This is a genomic window from Pseudomonas zanjanensis, assembly GCF_014268745.2.
Lineage (GTDB): Bacteria > Pseudomonadota > Gammaproteobacteria > Pseudomonadales > Pseudomonadaceae > Aquipseudomonas > Aquipseudomonas zanjanensis.
In genome coordinates, this window is the sequence record NZ_JABWRB020000001.1 from 3,634,850 (window position 1) to 3,661,025 (window position 26,176).

At 60.6% G+C, this 26,176-nt stretch carries 23 protein-coding genes; 14 read left to right on the plus strand and 9 right to left on the minus strand.

The features are described from left to right. Positions 1-12 precede the first annotated feature (12 nt). Positions 13-945 (minus strand): lipid A biosynthesis lauroyl acyltransferase, encoded by a 933-nt coding sequence (locus HU715_RS15515; RefSeq protein ID WP_186710116.1) that lies wholly within the window; start codon positions 943-945, stop codon positions 13-15. A gap of 118 nt (positions 946-1,063) precedes the next feature. Between HU715_RS15515 and minC the strand changes: the two genes are divergently transcribed. From minC to HU715_RS15545, 6 genes are all read left to right on the plus strand, one after another. Continuing rightward, a complete protein-coding gene (gene minC / locus HU715_RS15520) occupies positions 1,064-1,801 on the plus strand; it encodes a septum site-determining protein MinC (RefSeq protein ID WP_186710118.1) in 738 nt (245 codons plus the stop codon). 200 nt (positions 1,802-2,001) lie between these two features. Next, a complete protein-coding gene (minD, locus tag HU715_RS15525) occupies positions 2,002-2,814 on the plus strand; it encodes a septum site-determining protein MinD (RefSeq protein WP_003179114.1) in 813 nt (270 codons plus the stop codon). Then, complete coding sequence (gene minE, locus HU715_RS15530) at positions 2,814-3,068, plus strand: cell division topological specificity factor MinE (protein WP_003179111.1); 255 nt, start codon at positions 2,814-2,816, stop codon at positions 3,066-3,068. Before minD ends, minE begins: the two co-directional genes overlap by 1 nt. 105 nt (positions 3,069-3,173) lie before the next feature. Then, positions 3,174-3,809, plus strand: a complete 636-nt coding sequence (locus HU715_RS15535; protein WP_018612476.1) for an RluA family pseudouridine synthase — start codon at positions 3,174-3,176, stop codon at positions 3,807-3,809. 270 nt (positions 3,810-4,079) lie between these two features. Beyond that, a complete protein-coding gene (locus HU715_RS15540; RefSeq protein ID WP_072406529.1) occupies positions 4,080-5,369 on the plus strand; it encodes a M18 family aminopeptidase in 1,290 nt (429 codons plus the stop codon). A 232-nt stretch (positions 5,370-5,601) separates the two neighbouring features. Beyond that, the gene (locus tag HU715_RS15545) at positions 5,602-5,784 is read left to right on the plus strand and encodes a hypothetical protein (RefSeq protein ID WP_186710120.1); all 183 of its coding nucleotides are present in this window, start codon (positions 5,602-5,604) and stop codon (positions 5,782-5,784) included. A 22-nt stretch (positions 5,785-5,806) separates the two neighbouring features. Here HU715_RS15545 and HU715_RS15550 read toward each other — a convergent pair whose 3' ends face one another. Further along, the gene (locus HU715_RS15550) at positions 5,807-6,538 is read right to left on the minus strand and encodes a UTRA domain-containing protein (RefSeq protein ID WP_186710122.1); all 732 of its coding nucleotides are present in this window, start codon (positions 6,536-6,538) and stop codon (positions 5,807-5,809) included. 349 nt (positions 6,539-6,887) lie between these two features. On the opposite strand from HU715_RS15550, the gene HU715_RS15555 reads away from it, so the two are divergent. The 6 genes from HU715_RS15555 to HU715_RS15580 all read left to right on the plus strand — a co-directional run bounded on the left by HU715_RS15555 (position 6,888) and on the right by HU715_RS15580 (position 12,258). Further along, a complete protein-coding gene (locus HU715_RS15555) occupies positions 6,888-7,955 on the plus strand; it encodes an ABC transporter substrate-binding protein (protein WP_186710124.1) in 1,068 nt (355 codons plus the stop codon). A gap of 182 nt (positions 7,956-8,137) precedes the next feature. Continuing rightward, the gene (locus tag HU715_RS15560) at positions 8,138-8,944 is read left to right on the plus strand and encodes an alkaline phosphatase family protein (RefSeq protein WP_186710126.1); all 807 of its coding nucleotides are present in this window, start codon (positions 8,138-8,140) and stop codon (positions 8,942-8,944) included. Positions 8,945-8,949: 5 nt separating this feature from the next. Continuing rightward, positions 8,950-9,786, plus strand: coding sequence for an ABC transporter permease (locus tag HU715_RS15565; RefSeq protein WP_186710146.1), 837 nt, complete (start codon positions 8,950-8,952; stop codon positions 9,784-9,786). Continuing rightward, positions 9,773-10,573, plus strand: a complete 801-nt coding sequence (locus tag HU715_RS15570) for an ABC transporter permease (RefSeq protein ID WP_186710129.1) — start codon at positions 9,773-9,775, stop codon at positions 10,571-10,573. The genes HU715_RS15565 and HU715_RS15570 overlap by 14 nt, the downstream gene beginning before the upstream one ends. Continuing rightward, complete coding sequence (locus HU715_RS15575) at positions 10,570-11,559, plus strand: ABC transporter ATP-binding protein (RefSeq protein WP_186710131.1); 990 nt, start codon at positions 10,570-10,572, stop codon at positions 11,557-11,559. The genes HU715_RS15570 and HU715_RS15575 overlap by 4 nt, the downstream gene beginning before the upstream one ends. Positions 11,560-11,604: 45 nt before the next feature. Beyond that, on the plus strand, positions 11,605-12,258 hold the full coding sequence (locus tag HU715_RS15580) for an HAD family hydrolase (protein ID WP_186710133.1): 654 nt from the start codon (positions 11,605-11,607) through the stop codon (positions 12,256-12,258). Positions 12,259-12,476: 218 nt separating this feature from the next. Here HU715_RS15580 and HU715_RS15585 read toward each other — a convergent pair whose 3' ends face one another. The 3 genes from HU715_RS15585 to HU715_RS15595 form a co-directional block, all read right to left on the minus strand. Further along, positions 12,477-13,265, minus strand: a complete 789-nt coding sequence (locus tag HU715_RS15585; protein WP_186710135.1) for a DUF2182 domain-containing protein — start codon at positions 13,263-13,265, stop codon at positions 12,477-12,479. Positions 13,266-13,267: 2 nt separating this feature from the next. After that, the gene (locus tag HU715_RS15590) at positions 13,268-13,903 is read right to left on the minus strand and encodes a DUF1326 domain-containing protein (RefSeq protein WP_186710137.1); all 636 of its coding nucleotides are present in this window, start codon (positions 13,901-13,903) and stop codon (positions 13,268-13,270) included. A gap of 336 nt (positions 13,904-14,239) precedes the next feature. Next, a complete protein-coding gene (locus HU715_RS15595; protein ID WP_186710138.1) occupies positions 14,240-15,202 on the minus strand; it encodes a zinc-binding dehydrogenase in 963 nt (320 codons plus the stop codon). A 139-nt stretch (positions 15,203-15,341) separates the two neighbouring features. On the opposite strand from HU715_RS15595, the gene HU715_RS15600 reads away from it, so the two are divergent. Both HU715_RS15600 and HU715_RS15605 read left to right on the plus strand, forming a co-directional pair. Next, the gene (locus HU715_RS15600; RefSeq protein WP_186710148.1) at positions 15,342-17,420 is read left to right on the plus strand and encodes a carboxy terminal-processing peptidase; all 2,079 of its coding nucleotides are present in this window, start codon (positions 15,342-15,344) and stop codon (positions 17,418-17,420) included. 118 nt (positions 17,421-17,538) lie between these two features. Then, positions 17,539-19,326: a bifunctional diguanylate cyclase/phosphodiesterase gene (locus HU715_RS15605; protein ID WP_186710139.1), complete on the plus strand. Its 1,788-nt coding sequence runs from the start codon at positions 17,539-17,541 to the stop codon at positions 19,324-19,326. Positions 19,327-19,535: 209 nt separating this feature from the next. Here the strand turns inward: HU715_RS15605 and HU715_RS15610 are convergent, their stop codons facing one another. The 4 genes from HU715_RS15610 to HU715_RS15625 all read right to left on the minus strand — a co-directional run bounded on the left by HU715_RS15610 (position 19,536) and on the right by HU715_RS15625 (position 26,117). Continuing rightward, a complete protein-coding gene (locus HU715_RS15610) occupies positions 19,536-19,847 on the minus strand; it encodes a contact-dependent growth inhibition system immunity protein (RefSeq protein ID WP_186710140.1) in 312 nt (103 codons plus the stop codon). A 102-nt stretch (positions 19,848-19,949) separates the two neighbouring features. Next, positions 19,950-20,366: a hypothetical protein gene (locus HU715_RS15615; RefSeq protein ID WP_186710141.1), complete on the minus strand. Its 417-nt coding sequence runs from the start codon at positions 20,364-20,366 to the stop codon at positions 19,950-19,952. 559 nt (positions 20,367-20,925) lie between these two features. After that, on the minus strand, positions 20,926-21,348 hold the full coding sequence (locus HU715_RS15620; protein WP_186710142.1) for a hypothetical protein: 423 nt from the start codon (positions 21,346-21,348) through the stop codon (positions 20,926-20,928). 11 nt (positions 21,349-21,359) lie between these two features. Further along, positions 21,360-26,117, minus strand: a complete 4,758-nt coding sequence (locus HU715_RS15625; RefSeq protein ID WP_217884316.1) for an RHS repeat-associated core domain-containing protein — start codon at positions 26,115-26,117, stop codon at positions 21,360-21,362. Positions 26,118-26,176: the final 59 nt, after the last annotated feature.

The following is a 26,176-nucleotide window of genomic DNA, read 5'->3' on the forward strand; positions in this document are numbered from 1 at the left end:
TATCAAAAAAACTCAGCCGCGTTTGTCGTACAGCTTGGGCTCGCCCGGCGGACGGCTCTTGAAGCGCCGGTGTGCCCAAAGGTACTGCTCGGGACAATCGCTCACCGACCGCTCTACCCACTGGTTGATGCGGATGCAATCGGCTTCCTCGGTCTCGCCCGGAAAATCCGTCAGCGGCGCCTGGATCACCAGGCGATAACCGCTGCCATCGGCCAGCCGCTCCTGGGTGAAAGGCACCACCAGCGCCTTGCCCAGGCGGGCGAACTTGCTGGTGGCGGTGACCGTCGCGGCCTGGACGCCGAACAGCGGCACGAACACGCTTTGCTTGGCGCCGTAGTCCTGGTCCGGCGCATACCAGATCGCCCGCCCGGCCCGCAGCAGCTTGAGCATGCCACGCACGTCGTCACGTTCCACCGCCAGGGAATCGAGGTTGTGCCGCTCGCGGCCCCGGCGCTGGATGTAGTCGAACAGCGGGTTCTTGTGCTCGCGGTACATGCCATCGATGGTGTGCTGCTGGCCAAGCAAGGCCGCGCCGATTTCCAGCGTGGTGAAATGCAACGCCATCAGGATCACGCCCTTGCCCTCGCGCTGGGCCTGCTTGAGGTGCTCCAGCCCTTCGACATGGGCCAGTTTCGCCAAACGCGAACGCGACCACCACCAACTCATGGCCATCTCGAAAAAGGCGATGCCGGTGGAGGCAAAGTTGTCCTTGAGCAGACGCTTGCGCTCGGCGGCGGATTTTTCCGGGAAGCACAGTTCCAGGTTGCGCCGCGCGATGCGCCGTCGGTCGCCGGCCACCCGATACATCAGTGCGCCCAATGCGCGACCGACCCGCAGCAAAAACGGATAAGGCAATTGAACGATCAGCCACAACAGCCCCAGGCCGCACCACAGCAGCCAGAAACGCGGATGAAAAAATGCAGCTCGAAAACGCGGGCGATCCATTACAGCTTCCATTAAGACATGGGCCGCGCATTCTACATTGTTCGACCCGGGTTGCGGCTGGCGGACGATCTCGTTATAAGTCTCGGCACTTTTAGTGACAAGCCGTTGTACGCCGACCATGAGCCAAACCGAACCGCTAGACCAAGATCCCGTGTTCCAGCTGAAGGGCAGCATGCTCGCCATTACGGTGCTGGAACTGGCCCGCAACGACCTGGAGAGCCTTGACCGGCAACTGGCGGCGAAAGTCGCCCAGGCCCCGAACTTCTTCAGCAATGCCCCCCTGGTGCTGGCCCTGGACAAGCTGCCCGCCGGCGAAGGCTCAGTGGACCTGCCAGGCCTGATGCGCGTCTGCCGCCAGCACGGCCTGCGCACCCTGGCGATCCGCGCCAGCCGCATCGAAGACATCGCCGCCGCCATCGCCGTGGACATCCCAGTGCTGCCGCCGTCCGGCGCCCGGGAACGCGTGCTGGAACTGAATCCGGTCGAAGCGAAGAAAATTCCGGAAAAACCACCGGAGCCCAGCGTCAAGCCGACACGCGTGATCACCTCGCCCGTGCGCGGCGGGCAACAGATTTATGCCCAGGGTGGCGATCTGGTCATCGTCTCCTCGGTCAGCCCGGGGGCGGAACTTCTGGCCGATGGCAACATCCATGTATACGGCCCGATGCGCGGTCGAGCACTGGCCGGCGTCAAGGGTGATACCAAAGCCAGGATCTTCTGTCAGCAATTGAGCGCTGAGCTGGTTTCCATCGCCGGGCAGTACAAGGTTTCCGAGGATTTGCGCCGCGACCCGTTGTGGGGGGCCGGCGTCCAGATCAGCCTGTCAGGCGACGTGTTGAACATCATTCGGCTTTAACGGATACTGCCGCATTTTCCAAGCATCTCTAAAACGAGCGAAAACGGCTTAAACGACGTAGGAAAAAGGATCAGGCAGTGTTTACCGGAGGTAGACCCCGCCCGACAGCCGATTCCAGCCAAGCCTGTCCAATTGCAGCGGTTTTCCAGAGATGTTTTTCAGGGGCTGACAAAGTCCTTTTTCCTTAGGGGTGAAACACCTTGGCCAAGATTCTCGTGGTTACATCCGGCAAGGGTGGTGTGGGTAAGACCACCACCAGCGCCGCTATCGGTACCGGCCTCGCTCTGCGCGGCCACAAGACAGTCATCGTCGACTTCGACGTCGGCCTGCGTAACCTGGACCTGATCATGGGTTGCGAGCGTCGCGTGGTCTACGACTTCGTCAACGTGGTCAACGGCGAAGCGAACCTGCAGCAGGCCCTGATCAAGGACAAGCGCCTTGAGAACCTCTACGTGCTGGCTGCCAGCCAGACCCGCGACAAAGACGCGCTGACCCAGGAAGGCGTGGAAAAAGTGCTGATGCAGCTCAAGGAAGACTTTGAGTTCGTGGTCTGCGACTCCCCGGCCGGTATCGAGAAAGGTGCCCACCTGGCCATGTACTTCGCCGACGAAGCGATTGTCGTGACCAACCCGGAAGTGTCGTCGGTCCGCGACTCCGACCGCATGCTGGGCCTGCTGGCGAGCAAGTCCCGGCGCGCCGAGAAAGGCGAAGAGCCGATCAAGGAACACTTGCTGCTGACCCGCTACAACCCGCAACGAGTCAGCGATGGCGAAATGCTGGGCGTCGAAGACGTCAAGGAAATCCTCGCCGTCACCCTGCTGGGTGTCATTCCGGAATCCCAAGCGGTACTCAAGGCTTCCAACTCCGGCGTGCCGGTGATTCTCGACGACCAGAGCGATGCCGGCCAGGCGTACAGCGATGCCGTCGACCGCCTGCTGGGCAAGACCGTGGAGCATCGTTTCCTCGATGTAACGAAGAAAGGTTTCTTCGAGCGCCTGTTTGGAGGTAGGTAATGAACCTTTTTGACTTCTTTCGTGCCAACAAAAAGCCCAGTACCGCCTCGGTCGCGAAAGAGCGTCTACAGATCATCGTGGCGCACGAACGCGGCCAACGCAGTACCCCTGACTACCTGCCAGCCTTGCAGAAGGAACTGGTGGAAGTGATCCGCAAATACGTCAACATCGGTAGCGATGACGTGCATGTGGCGCTGGAAAGCCAGGGCAGCTGCTCGATCCTGGAACTCAACATCACCCTGCCGGATCGCTGATCGCACCGGCGGGAGCCACGGCGGCTCGGGTCCCAAATCCTTCCCCTGTGAGAGAAGGAAAAAGGGCCCGAGCCGCCGTTGGCGTTTGTAGCGAGACTGTTTTTAATGCCCCTGTCCAACATCCGCATCATTCATCAGGACGCCGCTGTCCTGGTGGTCGACAAGCCGACCCTGTTGCTTTCCGTGCCCGGCCGGGCCGACGACAACAAGGACTGCCTGATCACCCGTCTGCAGGAAAACGGCTATCCGGAAGCGCGAATCGTGCACCGACTGGACTGGGAAACCTCTGGCATCATCCTGCTGGCCCGTGACCCGGACACCCATCGCGAACTGTCCCGGCAATTTCATGACCGCGAAACCGAAAAAGCCTACACCGCGCTGTGCTGGGGCCAACCGGAGCTGGACAGCGGCAGCATCGACCTGCCCCTGCGCTACGACCCGCCGACCAAACCCCGGCATGTGGTGGACCATGAACAGGGCAAACACGCCCTGACCTTCTGGCGCGTACTGGAACGTTGCGGCGACTGGTGCCGGGTCGAGCTGACACCCATCACCGGACGCTCGCACCAACTGCGCGTGCACATGCTCTCCATCGGTCACCCGCTGCTGGGCGACGGGCTCTACGCCCACCCGCAGGCCCTCGCCGCCTGGCCGCGCCTGTGCCTGCACGCGAGCATGTTGAGCTTCACCCACCCGCAAAGCGGCGAGCGCCTGCGCTTCGAGTGCCCGGCACCGTTCTGAGGGACACCACCGGCACTGTGGCGAGGGAGCTTGCTCCCGCTGGACTCTGTAGGAGCTGGCGAAGCCTGCGATCTTTTGATCTTTCGCTTGAGATTCAAGTGGCTGGGGAAAGATCGCAGCCTCGTTGCACTCGACAGCTCCTACAGACGCAGCCCAGCGGGAGCAAGCTCCCTCGCCACAGGTTCGACAGCCCAAGTTCGCCATATACATACCCCTCCCCATCCGTCACCAATACGGTAAACTCCCGCCCATCGCTGTCTGGAGTGACTTATGCGCGCAGAGTTGAACCAAGGCCTGATCGACTTCCTCAAGGCCTCCCCTACCCCGTTTCATGCCACCGCCAGCCTGGCCAAGCGCCTGGAGGCGGCCGGTTACCAGCGTCTTGACGAACGCGAGACTTGGGCCACCGAGGCCAACGGTCGTTATTACGTCACGCGCAACGACTCTTCGATCATTGCCTTCAAGCTCGGCCGCCACTCACCGCTGCACGACGGCATCCGCCTGGTCGGCGCCCACACCGACAGCCCCTGCCTGCGGGTCAAGCCGCAGCCGGAACTGCAACGCCACGGGTTCTGGCAACTGGGGGTGGAGGTCTACGGCGGCGCGCTGCTGGCGCCATGGTTCGACCGTGACCTGTCCCTGGCCGGGCGCGTGACCTTCCGCCGCGATGGCAAGGTCGAGAGCCAACTGATCGATTTCAAGGCGCCGATCGCCACGATTCCGAACCTGGCCATCCACCTCAATCGCGAAGCCAACCAGGGCTGGGCCATCAACCCGCAGAACGAGCTGCCGCCGATCCTCGCTCAGTTCGCCGGTGACGAGCGCGTCGACTTCCGTGCCGTGCTCACCGATCAACTGGCCCGAGAACACGGCCTGAATGCCGACGTGGTGCTCGATTACGAGTTGAGCTTCTACGACACCCAAAGCGCCGCGGTCATTGGCCTGCATGGTGATTTCATTGCCGGCGCGCGCCTGGACAACCTGCTGTCATGCTACGCCGGCCTGCAAGCCTTGCTGAACGCCGACACTGAAGAAACCTGCGTGCTGGTGTGCAACGATCACGAGGAGGTCGGCTCATGTTCAGCCTGTGGCGCCGACGGTCCGATGCTGGAACAGACCCTGCGTCGCCTGCTGCCCGAAGGTGAAGAGTTCGTACGGACCATTCAGAAATCCCTGCTGGTTTCGGCGGACAACGCCCACGGTGTGCACCCCAACTATGCCGACAAACATGACGCCAACCACGGCCCCAAGCTCAACGCCGGCCCGGTGATCAAGGTCAACAGCAACCAGCGCTACGCCACCAACAGCGAAACCGCCGGGTTCTTCCGCCATTTGTGCATGGCCGAAGAAGTGCCGGTGCAGAGCTTCGTGGTGCGCAGCGACATGGGCTGCGGCTCGACCATCGGCCCGATCACCGCCAGTCAGCTGGGCGTGCGCACCGTGGACATCGGCCTGCCGACCTTCGCCATGCATTCGATCCGCGAACTGTGCGGCAGCCATGACCTGGCGCATTTGGTGAAGGTGCTGAGCGCGTTCTACGCGTCTCGCGAGTTGCCATAGTTGCAATTGCAGCTAAACCCTGTGGCGAGGGAGCTTGCTCCCGCTGGGTGGCGCAGCCGCCCCTAATCTGTAACTGGATGCAGATCGGCCAGCGCTGCGCACTGGAGCGGGAGCAAGCTCCCTCGCCACAATGATGTCCACCTCAAGATTCGAGGAGGCTGTGACACACATCAGCCCACCCCAACCAAACCCCAACTAGACTGTCCTTATCCCCCTCGACAAGGCCGTCGTCATGACCTCGATGTCTGCGCTCAACGCCATGCTGGTGCCCATCATCGCCGGCATGATCCTGCTGGCCATCGGTTTCAACTTCCGTGACAAGAACGTCGGTGTCTTCGCCATGTGGATCGGCATGCTGCTGATCCTCGCCACGGTGGTGATCAAGATCCTGAGCAAGCTCAACGAATCGCTCTGAGCCTGGCGCCGGCCACCGGCGATTATTCCGGCACAGGTTGCTCCGGCACATCCACGCCGACATGGATCGCATCGTGGCGCCAGAACTCCAGGTCGCAGTCGATCAGCCGCTGGTGCTGGTCATAGTTGACCCGTGCGATGCGCAGCCCGGGGCTGCCCACCGAGACCCTCAACGCCGCCGCCGCTTCCGGCTGTAACGAGGTGGGCACGATTTCGAACTTCACCCGGCCGTAGTGCAGGTCGTAATGGCGAGCGTACAGCTCGGTGATGGATTGGTTGAGGTCGAACCCGAGGATGTCCGGGAAATACTGCGGGTTCAGGTAGTGCTCGACGTACAGCACCAGCCGCTCATCGATACGCCGCACACGACAGATCTGGATCACGCTGGACAGCGCCGGCAACTGCAACCAGGCACACACGGCCGCCGAAGCCGGTTGCAGGCGTGCAGAAATCACTTGGGTAGAAGGCACACGCCCCTGGGCCGCGACCATGGCGTGGAAATGGCTGCGCTGCATCAGGTTGTAGGCCAAGCGCGGCGGCGAGACGAACCAGCCCCGGCGCTCCTCCCGATAGATCTGCCCCTGGGCTTCGAGCTGCAACAACGCTTCGCGCACGGTGATCCGCGTGGTCCCGAACAATTCACTGAGCTTGCGCTCGGCCGGCAACTTGCTGCCGGGCGCCAGCAACCCGTGGTCGAGTTGCTCTTGCAGCACCTGTCCAATGGCTGTCACCGCTTTGGTTGCATCGATGCGCATCAACGTTACCTATCTGGACTAGACCAGCACTGTTTCGGGGCAGGATCGACGGCTCATCGATCCGCTTCTGAGTCCAGCAAGCCTAGGCACTGCACATGACTGGCAGATGACAGAGCCGCCGAACGGTCGTTTTGCCAGCGTGCAAATTAACGGCCAAGTCCTTGCAGATCAGCCGTTTAACCATGGTCTACGCTTAATTCGCAGCCAACCCCCACGAGCCTGGCATTTCCGGCCGCCTGCGGCACCGACATCAAAATGTCACAGGGCTCGCCTACATTGGCTCAGGTATTGCTGACCTAGACCAACACAACCGCAATCGCAGCGTTGAAAACGCCCATAGGAGCTTCGGATGAAACAGCTTTTCCTGGCATCACTGTTAGGCTCGACCATTGCCATGTGCACCGCCGCCATGGCCGCTGACACCGATCTGAAAACGTTGGAAGCCGCTGCGAAAGCGGAAGGCGCCGTCAACAGCGTCGGCATGCCCGATGACTGGGCAAACTGGAAAGGCACCTGGGACGACCTGGCCAAACTCTACGGCTTGAAACACATCGACACCGACATGAGCTCGGCCCAGGAAATCGCCAAGTTCGCCGCCGAAAAAGACAACGCCAGCGCCGACATCGGCGACGTCGGTGCGGCCTTCGGCCCGATCGCGGTCAAGCAGGGCGTGGTCCAGCCCTACAAGCCAAGCACCTGGGAACAAGTACCGGCCTGGGCCAAGGACAAGGACGGTAACTGGGCATTGGCCTACACCGGCACCATCGCCTTCATCGTCAACAAGAAGCTGCTGCACGGCTCCGAAGTGCCGACCAAATGGGCCGACCTGAAGACCGGCAAGTACAAAGTCTCCATCGGTGACGTGAGCACCGCCGCCCAGGCCGCCAACGGCGTGCTGGCCGCGGCCCTGGCCAACGGCGGCGACGAGAAGAACGTCCAGCCGGCGCTGTTGATGTTTGCCGATATCGCCAAGCAAGGGCGCCTGTCCATGGCCAACCCGACCATCGCCACGATGGAAAAAGGTGAAGTCGAAGTCGGCGTGGTCTGGGATTTCAACGGCCTGAGCTACAAGGCCAAGATGGCCAACCCCGATGACTACGTCGTACTGATTCCGTCCGACGGCTCGGTGATCTCCGGCTACACCACCATCATCAACAAATATGCCAAGCACCCGAACGCCGCCAAGCTGGCCCGTGAGTACATCTTCAGCGACGCTGGCCAGATCAACCTGGCCAAGGGCAACGCCCGTCCAATCCGCGCCGAGCACCTGAAACTGCCGGAAGAGGTCCAGGCCAAACTGCTGCCGAACGAGCAGTACAAAGGCGTGACCCCGATCAAGGATGCGGATGCATGGGAGAAAACTTCCAAGGCACTGCCGCAGAAGTGGCAGGAAGAAGTGATCATCAACATGCAATAAAGGGGTAATCCCCCCATTCGGATATCTGGAGAAAATTCAACTGTGGGAGCGAGCCTGCTCGCGATAACGGCATGTCAGTCAACATTGTTGAAGGTCAGCCGCCATCGCGAGCAGGCTCGCTCCCACAGTGAAACCAGGTGAATCCGAGACCTCATTGATACCTGCCCGGAGTCCCGGTACCCATGAAGCACAACGTCATCCTGGTGGTGCTCGACGGTCTCAACCATGAGGTCGCCCGGCATGCCATGGGGCATTTGCAGGCTTACGTCGGCGCAGGACGCGCGGCCCTCTACAAACTGGAATGTGAGTTGCCCGCCCTGTCCCGCCCGCTCTACGAATGCATCCTCACCGGCGTCGTGCCCATCGACAGCGGGATCGTGCACAACAATGTCTCGCGCCTGTCGAACCAGCGCAGCATTTTCCACTACGCCACCCAGGCCGGCCTGAGCACGGCGGCTGCGGCGTATCACTGGGTCAGCGAACTCTACAACGCGTCCCCCTTCGTCGCCGGTCGCGACCGGCACACCGACAACCCCGACCTGCCGATCCAATACGGGCATTTCTATTGGAATGACCACTACCCCGATTCCCATCTGTTCGCCGACGCCGAACACCTGCGCCTGCGCTATTTGCCGAACTTCCTGCTGGTGCACCCGATGAACATCGACGACGCCGGCCACAAGCACGGCCTCGACACCCCGCAATACCGCAACAGCGCCCGCTCGGCCGATATCAACCTGGCGGTCTACCTGCAAGGCTGGCTCGACGCCGGTTACCAGGTGCTGGTGACCGCCGACCACGGCATGAACAATGACCGTTCCCACAACGGCCTGCTGGCTGAAGAACGGGAAGTACCGCTGTTCGTCCTGGGTGACAGCTTCAGTTTCGATCCCACTGCCGCGCCCAAGCAGACCGAACTGTGCGGCACGATTTGCCAATTGCTCGGCGTCGACCACGACAAACCCTATTGCCAGGAGCTACTCAAGTGAACGCCATGACGCGCGGCAAATGGCTGGCAGCGTTGTGCCTGGTGCCCTTCGCGATTTTCTTCATCGTGTTCCAGATCGCCCCGCTGCTCTGGGTGCTGGTCAACAGCCTGGAATCGGAGGAGTTCGGCTGGGGCCTGGCCAACTTCAGCAAAATCTTCAGTTCGAAGTTTTATCGGCAGGCAATCCAGCACAGCCTGGAGATCAGCTTCTGGTCCAGCGTGTTCGGCATCGTCATTGCCGTGCTCGGCAGCTATTCGCTGCGCCGGGTGGATTCGCGGCTGCGCAACTTCGTCAACGCCTTCGCCAACATGACCAGCAACTTCGCCGGCGTGCCCCTGGCCTTCGCTTTCATCATCTTGCTGGGGTTCAACGGCAGCATCACGCTCATGCTCAAGCAGGCGGGGATCATCGAGGATTTCAACCTGTATTCGAAAACCGGGCTGATCATTCTCTACACCTACTTCCAGATTCCCCTGGGCGTGCTGCTGCTCTATCCAGCCTTCGACGCCCTGCGCGAAGACTGGCGCGAGTCCGCCGAGTTGCTCGGCGCCAACGGCTGGCAGTTCTGGCGGCACATCGGCTTGCCGGTGCTGACCCCGGCGCTGCTGGGCACTTTCGTGATCCTGCTGGCCAACGCCCTCGGCGCCTACGCCACGGTCTACGCGCTGACCACCGGCAACTTCAACGTGCTGCCGATCCGCATCGCCGCCATGGTCTCCGGCGACATTTCCCTCGACCCGAACATGGCCAGTGCCCTGGCCGTGATACTGGTGGCGTTGATGACCGTGGTGACCGTCGTCCATCAGTTGCTGCTCAAGAGGAGCTACCATGTCTCGCGCTGAACCGGGCTCCGTCGGGCTTTATCATCGGGTGGTGGTGTACCTGCTGTTCGCCATCCTGCTGCTGCCCCTGGCCGGCACACTCGTCTACTCCATCGCCAGCAGTTGGTCGGCCACCGTGCTGCCCAGCGGCTTCACCTTCAAATGGTATGTGCAGTTGTGGAGCGATCCGCGTTTTCTCCACGCCTTCGGTCAGTCGCTGCTGGTCTGTGTCGGTGCGCTGGTCCTCTCGGTGGTGTTGATCCTGCCGTTGCTGTTCGTGGTGCATTACCACTTTCCCAAGCTCGACGCGCTGATGAACATCCTGATCCTGCTGCCCTTCGCGGTGCCGCCGGTGGTGTCGTCGGTGGGGCTTTTGCAACTCTATGGTTCCGGGCCGCTGGCGATGGTCGGTACGCCGTGGATCCTGATCGGTTGCTACTTCACCGTCGCCCTGCCCTTCATGTACCGGGCGATCACCAACAACCTGCAAGCGATCAACCTGCGCGACTTGATGGACGCTGCCCAACTGCTCGGCGCCAGCACCTTCCAGGCCGCGTTCCTGGTGGTGCTGCCGAACCTGCGCAAGGGCCTGATGGTGGCGCTGCTGCTGTCCTTTTCGTTCCTGTTCGGCGAGTTCGTGTTTGCCAACATTCTCGTCGGCACCCGCTATGAAACCCTGCAGGTGTACCTGAACAACATGCGCAACAGCAGCGGTCACTTCACCAGTGCGCTGGTGATTTCCTATTTCTTCTTCGTACTGGTCCTGACCTGGGCGGCCAACATCTTGAGCAAGGACAAAAGCCAATGAGCTACGTCAGCGTCCAACACCTGCAAAAAAGCTACGCCGGCACGCCGGTGTTCAGCGACATCAACTGCGAGATCGGCAAGGGCGAATTCGTCACCCTCCTCGGCCCTTCCGGTTGCGGCAAATCCACGCTGTTGCGCTGCATCGCCGGCCTGACTGCGGTGGATGCCGGCCAGATCATCCTCGACGGACAAGACATCGTCCCGCTGAGCCCACAGAAACGCGGCATCGGCATGGTTTTCCAGAGCTACGCCTTGTTTCCCAACATGACCGTGGAGCAGAACGTCGCCTTCGGCCTGCGCATGCAGAAGGTCGATGCCGGGGATAGCCGCCAGCGCGTACTGGAGATCCTGCGCCTGGTGGAGCTGCATGATTTTGCCGCACGCTATCCCCATCAACTCTCCGGCGGCCAATGCCAGCGCGTCGCACTGGCCCGCTCCCTGGTCACACGGCCGCGCCTGTTGCTGCTGGACGAGCCGCTGTCGGCCCTGGATGCGCGGATTCGCAAGCACTTGCGCGAACAGATCCGACAGATCCAGCGTGAGTTGGGCCTGACCACGATCTTCGTCACACACGATCAGGAAGAAGCCCTGACCATGTCTGACCGGATTTTCCTGATGAACCAGGGAAAGATCGTACAAAGCGGCGATGCCGAAACCCTTTACACGGCGCCAGTCGATGTCTTTGCCGCCGGCTTCATCGGCAACTACAACCTGCTGGACGCCGACAGCGCGAGCAAACTGCTGCAGCGGCCGGTGAGTGGCCGCATCGCCATCCGCCCGGAAGCCATCGAGCTGAGCCGCAATGGCGAGGCCGATGCGCTGATCCGCAGTCACAGTCTGCTGGGCAACGTCATCCGCTACCGGGTCGAGGCCCGTGGCGTGGAATTGGTGGTGGATGTGCTCAATCGTTCGGCCGCCGACCTGCACCCCGATGGCGCACGGTTGTCACTTTCCATCGATCCGTCGGCGCTGTGTGAGGTAGCCTGACGGCTTTGTTGATTTTGAAACTGATTTTGAAAAGGAAACGCGCTGATGGCCCTGGCAATTTTTGATCTGGACGAAACCCTGATCCACGGCGACTGCGCCACCCTCTGGAGCGAACAGATGGGACGCCTGGGCTGGGTCGATCCCGAGTCGTTCATGCGGCGCAACAACGAGCTGATGGACGCCTACAGCCACGGCAAGTTGAGCATGGAAACGTACATGGATTTCAGCCTGGAGCCGATGATCGGCCGCACGCCCGAGGAGATCGAACATCTGGTGGCGCCATGGGTGGAAGATTTCATCGAGCCGATCATCTTCAGCGACGCCACCAAGGCCATCGCTGAGCACCGCAAGGCTGGTGACCGGATCCTGGTGATTTCCGCCTCGGGCACACACTTGGTCAAGCCGATTGCCGAACGCCTGGGCATCGACGAAATCCTGGCCATCGAACTGGAAGTGGCCCATGGGGTGTACAGCGGCCAGACCGTCGGCACCCTGACCTACCGCGAAGGCAAGATCGCCCGGCTGCTGGACTGGCTGGATGCCGAGGAAGAGAACCTGGAAGGCGCGAGTTTTTATTCCGACTCGCGCAATGACTTGCCGCTGTTGCTCAAGGTCGATCATCCGCACGTGGTGAACCCCGACCCGGTATTGAAGGCCCATGCCGAATCGGCCGGCTGGCCGATTCATACCTGGAAATAAACACCGGACGGGAAAAAACTCCGGCCCCTGTGGCGAGGGAGCTTGCTCCCGCTCGGCTGCGAAGCAGTCGTAAACCGGCTGACGCGGTCTACCTGGATAGTTGCGTCGTCCCGATTGGGGCGGCTGCGCCACCCAGCGGGAGCAAGCTCCCTCGCCACGGGGGCGATCCATGCCTGCGAATACAAGACCTGTGGCAGCGAGCTTGCTCGCCCACAGGTTCAACCTAGCAGCAGCCAAAAACTCCAGCCGATCAACAACACACCGCAGAGACGACTGAGCCTGCGTCCCTGGGGCAAGTTTTTTTCCAGCAAGATGAAGGCGCCGATCACTGCCACCCAAAGCAGGTTCATCACCCCGACCACGAACAGCAGGCCCATCAGCGCCCAGCAGCAGCCCAGGCAGTAAGCGCCATGGGCCAGGCCCATGCGCCACCCGCCGAGCACGTCGGGGCGCCAGTAGCCGAGAAGAAAATGCAGCGGCCCGCGACAATGCTCAAGGCAGGCCGCCTTGCCTGGCAGCCACTGATAAACCCCAGCGACCAGCAACAGGCCGGCGCCCAGCGCGGTACTGGTGGTGCGCATTCCCGGGCTGAGCAAGGCGAGCTGCTCAAGCGCCCATTGCAACGCCGTGGCGCCGAGGGCGAAGCCGGCCCAGACCAGGCCATAGGCACTGCAGAACAGCAGCAGGGCCAGGTGTCGCTGCGGTGTCGGCATGCGCTTGCGCAGCATCTGCTGGTAGATCAGCAACATGGGCAGGGCGCTGGGCAGCATCATGCCGATCATCATCACCGTCCACATGGCGAACATCAGCAGCGCATCGGCCGGGCTCCAGGGCATGATCATGCCAGCCATAGCTGCATCCGCCATGCCGCCCGGCGCACTCATGTCGCGGGCCATGCGCAGCAGTGTCAGCCAGGCCAGGGCGGTCAGCCCGAGCAGACAGAGCAGCAGGAGCCACTGCTCGCCTGTCAGCCGCTTGCCCGGGGCCGCCGCCTGAGGTTCTGCCATCGCTACGGCTCTATGCCGTGACCAGTGAAGTGCACGTGGGCGAGGTGGCTATGACTGCCCTGGGATTGCAGCTTGAGGGCTGAATGCGTCTGATAGCTGCCGCTGGCGACTTCGGCCTCATGGAACTCGAAACCCTCGGGCAGAGACAGGCGGACGCGATGCGGTGAGCCGTCGATCGGGCTGCGGATCGGCTCGCCGCTGGCCTGCAACACGCCTGGAATGTCCAGGTGCGCCAAGCGCTGGTCGACATCGATGGATAGGGTGATGGGCACGAACAGCGGATCGAACGCTTCAGTCATGGTGCTGCTGAACACCTGGAACACGTTGGCCCCAGGGTCGCTCTCCAAGCCAGAAAGAATGGTCAGCAGGGCCTGGCGTTGCGCCTCGTCGGCACGTTCGTCGATGAACACCTGACAACTGCCGTTGCCCTCGTGGATGGCGCCCGGCCAAGCGAAGGTGGCGGCCCAGCACAAGCCGTCCAGCGCCACCTGATTGAAATACCCGTGTTCCACTCGCATCGACGCCACCGCCTGGCAGTGGCCGTGGGTCGGTGGCGCATTGAATTGGCAGGGGCAGCCCCAATTGCAGTTGCAGGCAATGAATTCGACGCCCTGCATGCGCCATTCGGCGATGGCCATGATCAACCTCTTCACCTCACGGGTGAAATGAAAGCTGCGGTTACCCCATCCCCATTAGTTAACGCTAGCAGGACGCGCGCATCGGATACGGGCTGCCGACCGAAGGTCGGCTTGCCCGTGATCGCGGGTGAGCGTTGCAAGCCACCGTCGATAGGAGGCCTTGGCTCAGCTCCCACAAGGAATTTGGAGTGAACACCGGCTCTATGAGCACCCGAAGCCTCATGTGGGAGCAAGGCTTGCCCGCGATGGCGGCCGTACATTCAGCATCAATGCAAACTGATCCATCGTTTTCGCGAGCAAGCTTTGCTCCCACAAGTTCGCACCCAGCTTCGGGAATCAGCTCAGGCTTTCATCGATCAGCAGCACCAATTTCCCGGACACCCTGTTGGTTGCCAGCTCGGCAAACGCCGCCTCGGCATCCTTGATCGCAAAGGTCCGGGCCAGTTGCGGGCTCAGGCGTTTGTCGGCAAACAGCGGCCACACCTGTTGCCCCAGTTCGCTGATCAGGTCGGCCTTGAACTGCTCGTCGCGGCTGCGCAAGGTCGAGCCGAGCAGTTGGATACGCTTGCCCAGCACCTGGGCCAGATCAAGCTCGGTCGTGCGCCCGCCCATCAGGCCGATCAACACCCAGCGACCGTCAACTGACAAAAGTTTCACGTTGAGTTTGGCGTAGCTGCCGCCCACCGGATCGAGGATCACATCGAAGGGACCGAGGTCGTTCAGACTCTCCAGGCCATCGGTACGGATTACACCGCCTTGGGCGCCCAGGGCCTCGCAATAGGCCAGCCGTTCGGCCGAACCGACACTGACCCAGCACGGGTTGCCAAAGGCCTTGCACAGCTGGATAGCGGCCGAACCAACGCCGCTGGCGCCGGCGTGCAGCAGCACTTTTTCGCCCGGTTTGAGCGCTGCCAACTGGAACAGATTCAGCCACGCGGTGCTGTAGACCTCAGGCAGCGCGGCCGCTTCAGCCAGTGACAAGCCCTCCGGCACCGGCAGCACATGCCGGCCATCGACCACCACCTCCTCGGCCATCCCGCCGCCGGCCAGCAACGCGCAAACGCGGTCGCCCACCTGCCAGGACGAGCCCGGCCCCACCTCGCTGATCACCCCCGAACACTCCAACCCCAACACTTGGCTGGCGCCGGGTGGCGGCGGGTAAAGTCCGGCTTTTTGCAACAAATCGGCCCGATTCAGGCCGGCGGCCGCCACACGGATGCGAACTTGCCCGACATCACATGCCGGACTTGGCTCATCAGCCCATACCACTTGGCCTTCAACGCCTTGCAATGCTTTCACGGTGCCTCCATAGTGAGTCTCGACTGGGCCCGCTGCTTCAACGCCGGGCTTTCTTGCATTATGCGCCCGGGCCACATGGAACCGGCGACTTCAAAGACGGCCTAATATGCGTTATCAATTGTCCCTGCGTCGAATCAGCATGAAGCACCTGTTCCCCAGCACCGCCCTCGCGCTCGTCATTGGCCTCGGCCTGTTACCGTTGTCGAACGATACGTTCGCAGCCAACAGCTGGGACAAGCTTCAGCCCGATCGCGACGAAGTGATTGCCAGCCTTAACGTCGTCGAATTGCTCAAGCGCCATCACTACAGCAAGCCACCGCTCGATGACGCGCGCTCGGTCATCATCTACGACAGCTACTTGAAGCTGCTCGATCCATCGCGCAGTTACTTCCTGGCCAGCGACATCGCTGAATTCGACAAGTGGAAAACCCAGTTCGACGACTTCCTCAAGAGCGGCGACCTGAACGCCGGGTTCACCATCTACAAGCGTTACCTGGACCGCGTGAAGGCGCGCCTGGACTACACCCTGGCCGAACTGAACAAAGGCGTCGACAAAATCGACTTCAATGCCAAGGAAACCTTGCAGGTCGACCGCAAGGACGCCCCTTGGCTCAAAAGCACGGCCGAACTCGATGACCTGTGGCGCAAGCGCGTCAAGGACGAAGTGCTGCGCATGAAGATCGCCGGCAAGGACTCCAAGCAGATCCAGGAAACCCTGACCAAGCGCTACAAGAACCAGTTGGCGCGCCTGGACCAGACCCGCGCCGAGGATATTTTCCAGGCGTACATCAATACCTTCGCCATGTCCTACGACCCGCACACCAATTATCTGTCGCCAGATAACGCGGAAAACTTCGACATCAACATGAGCCTGTCCCTGGAAGGCATCGGTGCGGTGCTGCAGAGCGACAACGACCAGGTGAAAATCGTGCGCCTTGTTCCGGCAGGCCCGGCGGACAAGACCAAGCAGGTCAGCCCGGCGGACAAGATCATCGGCGTCGCCCAAGGCAACAAGGAAATGGTCGACGTGGTCGGCTGGCGCCTGGACGAAGTGGTCAAGCTGATCCGTGGCCCGAAAGGCTCGGTGGTGCGCCTGGAAGTCATCCCGGCCAGCAATGCGCCGAACGACCAGACCAGCAAGATCGTGGCCATCACCCGCGAAGCGGTGAAGCTGGAAGAACAGGCGGCGAAGAAATCGGTCCTCAACCTCAAGCAGGACGGCAAGGACTACAAGCTCGGCATCATCGAGATCCCGGCTTTCTACCTGGACTTCAAGGCCTTCCGCGCCGGGGATCCGAACTACAAGAGCACCACCCGCGACGTCAAGAAACTGCTGACCGAACTGCAAAAGGAAAAAGTCGACGGCGTGGTCATCGACTTGCGCAACAACGGCGGCGGCTCCCTGCAGGAAGCCACCGAACTGACCAGCCTGTTCATCGACAAGGGCCCGACCGTGCTCGTGCGCAACGCCGATGGCCGAGTGGATGTGCTGGAAGATGAAAATCCGGGCGCGTTCTACAAGGGGCCGATGGCCTTGCTGGTCAACCGCCTGTCGGCGTCGGCCTCGGAGATTTTCGCCGGCGCCATGCAGGACTATCACCGTGCGTTGATCATCGGTGGCCAGACCTTCGGCAAAGGCACCGTGCAGACCATCCAGCCGCTCAACCACGGCGAACTGAAGCTGACCCTGGCGAAGTTCTACCGGGTGTCCGGCCAGAGCACCCAGCACCAGGGCGTGCTGCCTGACATCGATTACCCGTCGATCATCGACACCAAGGAAATCGGTGAAAGCGCCCTGCCCGAAGCCATGCCATGGGACACCATCCGGCCGGCGATCAAACCGGCCGTGGACCCGTTCAAGCCGTTCCTGGCCCAACTCAAGTCGGACCATGACGCACGTTCGTCCCAGGACGCGGAGTTCGTGTTTATCCGCGACAAGCTGGCCCTGGCGCAGAAATTGATGATGGAAAAAACCGTCACCCTCAACGAAGCCGACCGTCGGGCGCAGCATGCCGACATCGAGGCCAAGCAACTGGCCATGGAAAACCTGCGTCGCAAGGCCAAGGGCGAAGAACCGCTCAAAGAGCTGAAGAAAGAGGACGAAGACCTGATCACCGAGCCGGAGAAAACCAAGCCGGAAGACGACGCCTACCTGAGCGAGACCGGGCGGATCCTGCTGGATTACCTGAAACTCAACACGGCGATCGCCAAGCACTAAGATGATGGCCATTTAATGGTGATGCTCGTCGGAGTGTCATCAAACTGACATCAGTCTGTCGTGAAATACAGGACTGGGTGCCCCGCACCCGGTCCTTTTTTTATCGCCAGAGATTGCCATGACCACGACAGAACAGCTGAGTGCCTTGAGTTCGATCCTGGCTCAAAGCGGTTTGCACAGCCTGTTCCAACCGATCATCTGCCTTTCCGAACGGCGCATCGTGGGCTATGAAGCCTTGACCCGCGGCCCTTCCAACAGCCCGCTGCACTCCCCTATCGCATTGCTTTCGGTAGCGCGCCAAGCCGGACGCCTTAGCGAGCTGGAACTGGCCTGCCGCCGCAGCGCCTGCCAACGCTTCAATGAGCAAAAGCTGCCGGGCAAGCTGTTTCTCAACGTTTCGCCCGAATCCCTGCTGGAATCCGCGCACCAGACGGGACGCACGCTGCAATTGCTGCAAGACTTCGGCATCGCCCCCAGCCAGGTGGTGATCGAACTGACCGAACAGACCCCCATCGATGACTTCCAGCTCTTGCAAACCGCCCTGCATCATTACCGGGCGATGGGTTTCTCGATTGCCTTGGACGACCTCGGTGCCGGTTATTCGAGTCTGCGGCTGTGGTCCGAATTGCGCCCCGACTATGTGAAGATCGACCGGCACTTCATCGACGGCATTCATCAGGACGCCCTCAAGCGCGAGTTCGTCGGCTCGATCCTGAAAATCGCCCGGGCTTCCCGCGCCCAGGTGATTGCCGAGGGCATCGAACTGCCGGAAGAGCTGGCGGTGCTGATCGAAATGGGCGTCGACCTGGTCCAGGGCTATCTGCTGGCCCGGCCACAGGAACAACCGTCGCGCGATGCCAGGGCACTGATGCCCCGGCAGGACAGCGGCGTGGTGGCGCTGAATGATGAGGTCAACGACCTCAGTGCGCTGCTCAACGAACAGCCGGCGGTGGCGCACGACACGCCGACAGCCTCCGTGCTGGAAGCGTTCCGGCGCCAGGCCAATCTCAACTCCCTGGCGGTGCTGGACAATCAGAACCAGCCCTGTGGCATCGTCCATCGCCATTCACTCTCGGACGCCTTGCTCAAGCCCTTTGCCACCGACCTGTTCGCCCGCAAGCCCATCAGTCGGCTGATGAGCGATGACTTCCTGGCGGTGGAGTTGAACCAGTCGCTGCAACAAGTCAGCCGCCTGATCACCAGCCGCGCCCGGCAACGCATCGAAGAAGATTTCATCATCACCCTCAACGGTGGCTACCTGGGCCTGGGCCGGGTGATCGACGTGCTCAAGCTCATCACCGAACTGAAAATCCAACAGGCCCGCTACGCCAACCCACTGACCCTGCTGCCGGGCAACGTGCCGATCCAGCAATGCCTCACGCGCCTGCTGCAACAACGGCAGGAATCGGTGATCTGCTACGTGGACATCGACAGTTTCAAACCCTTCAACGACATCTACGGCTACGGCCGCGGCGACGAAGTCCTGCTGTGCCTGGCCCAATGCCTGAACGAACGCATCGACCCCAGCCGCGACTTCGTCGGCCACATCGGCGGCGACGACTTCCTGCTGGTCCTCGGCCCGGACGACTGGCGCAAGCGCCTCGACCAGCTGCTCAGCGACTTCCAAACCCACTGCCGGCGCTTCTACCGCCCCGAGCATTTGGAGGCGGGATGCTTTACGGCGTTGAATCGGCAGGGGATTCGGCAGGAGTTTGCGTTGTTGTCATTGTCGATTGGCGTGGTGCACTTGCGTGCCGAGGCTTGTGGGGAGTTGGATGCCAGCCAGTTGGCGGAACTGGCTTCGCAGGCCAAGCACCATGCCAAGGAGATTTTGGGAGGGAGTGTGTATTTGGTGGAGGGGTTGGCTGAGCGGGCGGTTGTGATGGAGTTGGGGTTGTCGGTGTAAGTGAGTCCCGCATTGGCCCGAACGCCTGGCGCTACCCCTGTGGCGAGGGAGCTTGCTCCCGCTGGGCTGCGCAGCAGCCCCCTCTTCTGACCGACGCCTCGGTGTGCCTGACTGACCGAGTGGGTTGTTTTTAGGGCTGCTTCGCAGCCCAGCGGGAGCAAGCTCCCTCGCCACGAAAGCGGTTTGGTGATGTATTGATCAGCCATAGGTCAGCAAAGACTATCAACTCTAGAGCTCAGCCTGCTAGCAATATGCCGTAACCACACCTTGCCGACTTCCCATGTATTCCAGTAACTGTAATAGCAACTTAACTCTTTTAATAAATACTCTCTCAACTCCAATTCATTTTCCTTTTTGCCAAGTAGGACATCGAGTTCTTGCTGAACGGTTTTCAGTATCTCGACGCCCGACTCTGCTAGAAAGGCTTCAAGGACTTGCTCAGCGGATTCATGCTCGGCTGACCAATCCTGATGAAAATAGGCCCCAAAAAAATCATGTAGTTCAGGAAGTTCTTTATTCATATTTCCGGGAAACGTGTTAGCAAAAAAATCCCCATTGGATTTTGTTGATCGTTCCGACGCTCCTGCGTGGGAATGTCGCAAGGGACGTTCCGCTTCCGGGAACTACCAGGTTGCTGGATCTTCCTGGCTGGCCTTATGAAGATCCTCGTCCCACGCTTCTGTTAAATACTTATAGACATCGTCAAAGAAAACTCTGCAATCCTCCATTTCATCCCATCCCGGCGGAAGGGCTGAATGTGAAACCACTTCGTGTTCGAACACCTCACCAAAATCATACTCCGGATCGTCGAGTGCAATTGCGAGCACACAAAAAAATAAAAATTTGTGACGATAGCTTAGATTTCTAAAACGATGAACCACGTACTTATAAATCAGCTTTTTCCGATCTTCGGCACATTCGAGATCATACTGCGATAACTCCTCACCCAGAGTCTCTTCGCAATCATATATTTCGAAGCCGCCGAGAAAATGACCGATCTGAGGATCATAGGGACGATCAAGAAACGGATGCATCAACATCAAAACCTCCTACGGGATAAGCGGTGACCGGACGTAGCGTTTCGTAATCGAACCTAACTTCGAATACATTAATTTCGCTTTGAAATATTGGGTTTTCCCTGTCATGTACGTTTGGTATGTATCCTTGCCCAACCTTTGGCATGTACATACGCACGACTGGATTCCCTCTTTTGTCTTCGCCGGTAAAACGTGGAAGACCTCTTGCTTCGCGGGTCAGTGCTTCATTTATGGCTTGATGCTGTATTCGAAAACTATTGAATTTGGTGCTGCAGTTAGCGTACCACTGCCTCGGCTTGGGGGACTTTACGTTTTCGGCACGGCTTTCTGTTGAACTTCCATTAGGTGTATACGAGCCGTATCTTCTGGACTTTCTCAAATGCAATTTCTCTATGAGTTCAGGATTCTGGAGCATTCTATGACTGATAGCGCTTGAGGCAGCTCAGCAATATTTCCATAAAGTGTCGCTGATCATGAATTTCTTGATCAAAATATGTATCCATATCTTCAAACAAATCATTGAAAGTGTCGCCAATCTCCAAAGCTCTTTTCGTCAATTCAGCTATACATAATACCAAGTAGACCTATCCTCGGATTCCGCCTTACGGAGATCATCCGCCCACAGCTCACTCGCCAGTCTATATATATCTTCAAAAAAAACTCTTGGATTGTCCATTGTGTCCCACCCGTTGGGTAGCGATGAGCACTCCTGACAATCGTGTTCTAGTAAAGCCTGAAAATCATAATCACTGTCTTGCAACGCTTCTTCTAAACTTTTATACAATGCAAATTTTTGCCTGTACGTTATTTTCCATTTTTTAGACAGCGAGTAGTTTAAGATTAATATCTCTCGGTCCGCTGGGCTGTTGGGGTCATATTTTTCAAGCTCTTCCCCTAGCGTTTCTTCTCGATCATATATATCAAAACAACCCAAAAAATATGCAGGCGTGGGTATATATGGCTGGCCGGTGCTTGGATCGATCACTTTATTACTTCCTATTTTATTGGATACAGTGTAAATGGAATTTCGGTATCCCGATCAAATTTCATTTCTATACGGTTCATGTCAACCAGTTTTGGATTGGTTGGATCCTTGGAGTTTGGAATGTATCCTTTCCCCGCACCCGGTAGATCTGCCCGTAGATATTTGCTTCCGCTTTTGTCTACCAGCAGTTCATGCCCGCTATTTTTTTTTGCAATTGCTAACTCATAGGCCTTTAGCTGTAACTCCCAACTATTAAACCTTGAACTTGGATTCCCCTTCCTATGCGAAGGGGTTCTACCAGTTAAGGGATCTGTACCATCAATGGCTCGCTGCTTCCACACCTGGTCTGGAACCGCAAGGCTATGCTTACCCACCATATGCATGCCTTGCTCCCGATCTAGACGCCTGACTTCTTTTTCGGCCAACTCAGCGGCAGTCGGCTTGGGCAGCGCCGGCTCCCCCTCATCCACCCCAACCTTCGCCGCCGGATCCTGATCCCCAACCCCCGGCCTACACCCACCCTTCCCCGGACAATCCACCAACCCCAACGGATCCACCCACCCCGTCGGGTTCAGGGTGTACCGGTACCCATTGAGCCCACCCACCAACTTGCTCGGGTCAGGCGTCAAATAGCGGCCAGTCTCGGGATTGTAGTAGCGGTGCCGGTTGTAGTGCAGGCCGCTTTCGGGGTCGAAGTATTGGCCCTGGAAGCGCAGCGGTTGTTCAAGCTGCTCGCCGTCGCCGTGCCTGAGTGCGGTGACTTTGCCGTAGCCGTTGTAGCGCGCCGACCAGACGATCTGGCCGGCGGGGTTGGTCAGTTCCTGGGGCGTGCCCAGGTGGTCGAGGTGGTAGTAGAACGGCGTGGTGTTTTCCGGGCCTTCGCCGTTGAGCATCGCCAGTGGACGGAAGGTGCCCGGTTCGTAGACGTAGCTGCGGTGGTGGCGCGGGCTGTTTTCGGCGACGAGCTGGTCGCCTTGCCAGAAAAACTCCGTGGTCAGGCCGTCCACGGTCTTGCTGATGCGTCGGCCGAAGGCGTCGTAGCGGTAGGAGGTTTCGCAGCCGTCGGCCGTGGTGATGCCGATCAGGCGGTGTTGGCTGTCGTAGCGGTAGGCGCTGACCAGGGCCTCGCCGCGGCGTTCGCGGATCAGGTTGCCGAAGGCGTCGTAGTCGTAGTGGCGGTCGCCCTCCTTCAGCAGGCGGTTGCCCTTGAGGGTGGTCGGGCCGGGGCGGTCCTGTATCAGCAGGTTGCCGGCCGGGTCGTGGCTGAAGTGTTCCGGCGGTTCGCTGTGGGAAAAGTCGATGCGGGTCAGGCGATCTAGAGAATCGTACTGGTAGCTGCGGCGGTTTCGGTGGTCGGAAAGGGTTTGCAGGTTGCCCTTGGGGCTGTAGGTATAGTCGCGCCAGAGCAGTTGCTGCTGTGGGTTCTGCCACGCGGTCTGGGCCTTGAGGCGACCCTGTTCGTCGTACCTGTAGTCACTGAGCAACTGGCCTTGCTGGCGTTGCCGTTCGCGGCTGCCGTCAAAGCGGTGTTCGGTCAGGCGTGCGCCGTTGAGGTCGATGGCGGTCAGTGCGCCGCCCGGGGCGTGGTGGTAGTCGAGCTGGCTGTCGTCCGGCAGGCGCAGGTGGTTGAGGCGTCCGCAGGCATCGTAGCGATAACGCAGGGTGCCCCAGCCCTGGTGCTCAGTGATCAGCCGATCTTGAGCGTCGTATTCGAAGGCCAGCGGATGGTCGCTGCCATCATCGACGTAGACCAGCCGGCCCAGTTCGTCGTAGCGGTATTCGATGGCCTGGCCGTCGGGCAAGGTCTTGAGTTGCAGCCGTCCGGCCGCGTCGCGCTGGTAGCGGGTGACCCATTGCGAACCGTCCTCGCCGTGTTCGGTTTTCTCCAGCAGGTGGCCGTTGAGGTCGTAGGCGTAGGCGGTGCGTTGGCCGTCGAAGCCGATTTGCTGTCGGATCAAGCCGTTGGGCGTGTAGTCCAGCTGATATTGTTCGCCGGATTCGTTCTCGATCTCGGTCAGCAACAGCCGCGCCGAGTCGTAGCGGTACTTCAGCTCGCTACCGTCGGGGTTCAGGCGACGGCTGACCAGGTGCAGGTCATCGGCGTATTCGTAGCGGGTGGTGCGGCCCTGCTCGTCGCGTTCGGCGATGACCTTGCCGTAGGCGTTGTAGCTCCAGGCCCGAATGGCGCCGGTGGGCAGGGTGACTTGCAGCAGTCGGCCGACGGCGTCCCATTGGTAGTGCGTGAGGGCGCCGTGTTCGTCCCGGCGGCTGAGCAAACGTCCCAGGGCATCGTAGGAAAAACACCGCCGACCGCCGTCGGGCAGGATTTCTTCGGTCAGTTGGCCCAGGCGACTCCAGGTGAAGCGATGTTCGCCGCCGTCCGGGTCGTACCTTGCCAGCAGTTGTCCGTGGGCGTCGTAGGCATATTCCGTACGCTGGCCGTCCGGGTCGATGCTGGCGATCACATCGCCAAGGTCATTGCGGCGGTAGGTCCACACCGCCTTGCCACGGGAACGGCTGTGCAGGAAACCGTTGCGGTATTCGTAGGACGTCGGTGCCTCGTCCGGTGGAATCAACGCCAGCAGCCGTCCGACGTCGTCGTAGCGGTATTCGCGGACCGCCCCCAGCGGGTCTTGTTCGGCAATCAGCCGGCCCTGTTCGTCATAGGCCTTGAGGTGTTCGCCGCCGTCGGGCTCGACCTTGCGCACCAGCCGCGCCCGGTCGTCGTGGACATACACTTCCTGGCTGCCATCCAGGTGCCGGACCGTGACGCTGCCGTCCTCGCCCCAGGTGTAGCGGCTGTCCATCTGCGCAAACGAGGCCCAATGCCGTACGCAACGGGACGCCCGCCCGACGCCTTGCCACTCCCAATAAAAACTCGCGCCGCCGGCCAGTTGCCGCTGGAGGATGACGTGCTGGTCGTCGTAGTCGTAGCGTTCGCTTTCACCGGCGGCATTGGTCGCTTCGATCAGTCGGAAACGTCCGTCGTAGCGGTAGGACACCAGCGTCTGCTCGGTCCGCCAGGCCTCGTCGAGGGTGATGGCCGGGTGGAAGCTCTGGTAATCGACGGCGATCAGGTGGCGCTGTTCGTAGCGCAAGCGCAGGGAACGCCCGGCACCGTTGTCCAGGCGGCAAATGTCGCCGTGGATGTTGCGCTGGAGGGTCAGGCGGTTGTCGTAGCGGTCGCTGAGGGCGATCAGGTGGCCGTCGCGAAAGTGCAGGAACGGGGCGTTTTCCCCCGGTTGGGCGACGATCAGTTCGTCCGGCTCGGCCCCCAGGTAGATTGCTGCGCGGGCCAGGCTGTTGTGGATCGCCGGGCGCTGGGTGGTGGGCAATGGAAAAAGCGTGCGACGGTTTTCCTGGTCGACCCAGGTGACCTGCTCGCCGTCGAGCTCCAGGCGATGGGCCAGGGCATGGCTCCAGCCGCGCCCGAGGCCGACGTCCAGGTCGGCGGCGCTGGTGCGGTATAAACGGGTGAAAACGAACGGCAAACGGCCGTCGAGGGTGCCATCGTCGAGGGTCAGTAGTTCTTCGCCGGTGACCATTGACACCGGGCAGCCGCTGGTCTGGGTCTGGGCGGCGGTATCGGCGCTGTCGCCGTTGGGGTTTTTCGATTGGGCGGGGACGTCGTCGTGATGTTCGTGTTTTTTCAGCGTGGTATTGCGCTGCGCATCCCAGCGCAGTTGCATCCGGCCTTTTTTTATCCCCGCTGCGATGCCGCGTGCCGCCACGGTTTTGTAGCGGTCCACGTAGGTCATGAAGCCGTTGACCACCGCGAAGATCGCCTTGACGAAACGCTGCACGGCGTTCAGCAGGCTTGCACCATGCCTGGCCAACCGCATCGATAGATAGGCGATCCCAGCCCCCGCCCCCGCAAAGGTCAAGATCACGCCGATCAGCAAGTCGATCACCAGTTGCACCACCACAGTGGAGAGCGCTTCGGCCGTTTCGCCGGCGACTTCGCTGGGCGGCAACATGTCCAACCAGAGACTGGCAGTGCGCACCAACAGGCACAGCGCCGCTTCGTCACTGGCCAGCAGTTGCAGCTTCGCCATCACCGCCGGGGTGTCTTGCGCCAGCTTCTTCAACTGCTCAGCGCTTTCACCCAACCGATCAACAAACTGACCGGGGTCCTTGAGGATGTCCGAGAGCAGACTGATGCTGTCCCACGCCCCCTCGATCGCCGCCCAACTGCCGGCGAGCAACCCGTTCCCCACCGCAGCCGCCGACGTCGCCAAGGACTGCTGCGCCCATCGCGGCTTGAACCCTTGCCACTCGTGTCGTAGCCAGTCCGTCAGATCACCGGCCAAGCCATCGTAGGAAGAAAACAAGTTCTCTATTTGCTTGGCGGACACCTCGCCCTGAACGTGAACCCGATAGGACTTGCCCGCCTCCCCCTTGAAGGTCCCCAGGCCCCGGGCGTCCAGAGTGACCGGCGTAACCTCGCCGCCCTCCACCGCCACCACATCCACCACGATGTGGCCCAAGGGGATGTCGTACACCGACTCGAACTTGCTCTCGATCGTCATCACGCCGCCCAGGGGGCACTGGACGACCGTGGAGAGAAAATCATCGTCACGGGCGCCGACGACAGTGGTGCTGTCGCCGAAACGGATCAGCCGCTCCATGCCCATCAGCGAGGGCAAGTCGGCCGCGTGGCTGGCCCGGTCTGCCGCCCGGCTGTACCAGCGCTCAAGCTGCTCGCGGTAGACCGACAAGGTGTCTTTGAAGCTGTCGAGTTCCTGCTCGATACGGTTCACCTGTTCCATCAGGACAGGGCTCGCTCAAGGGCCGGCAGGAAAAAACGGTCGAACATGGGCAATGTCTC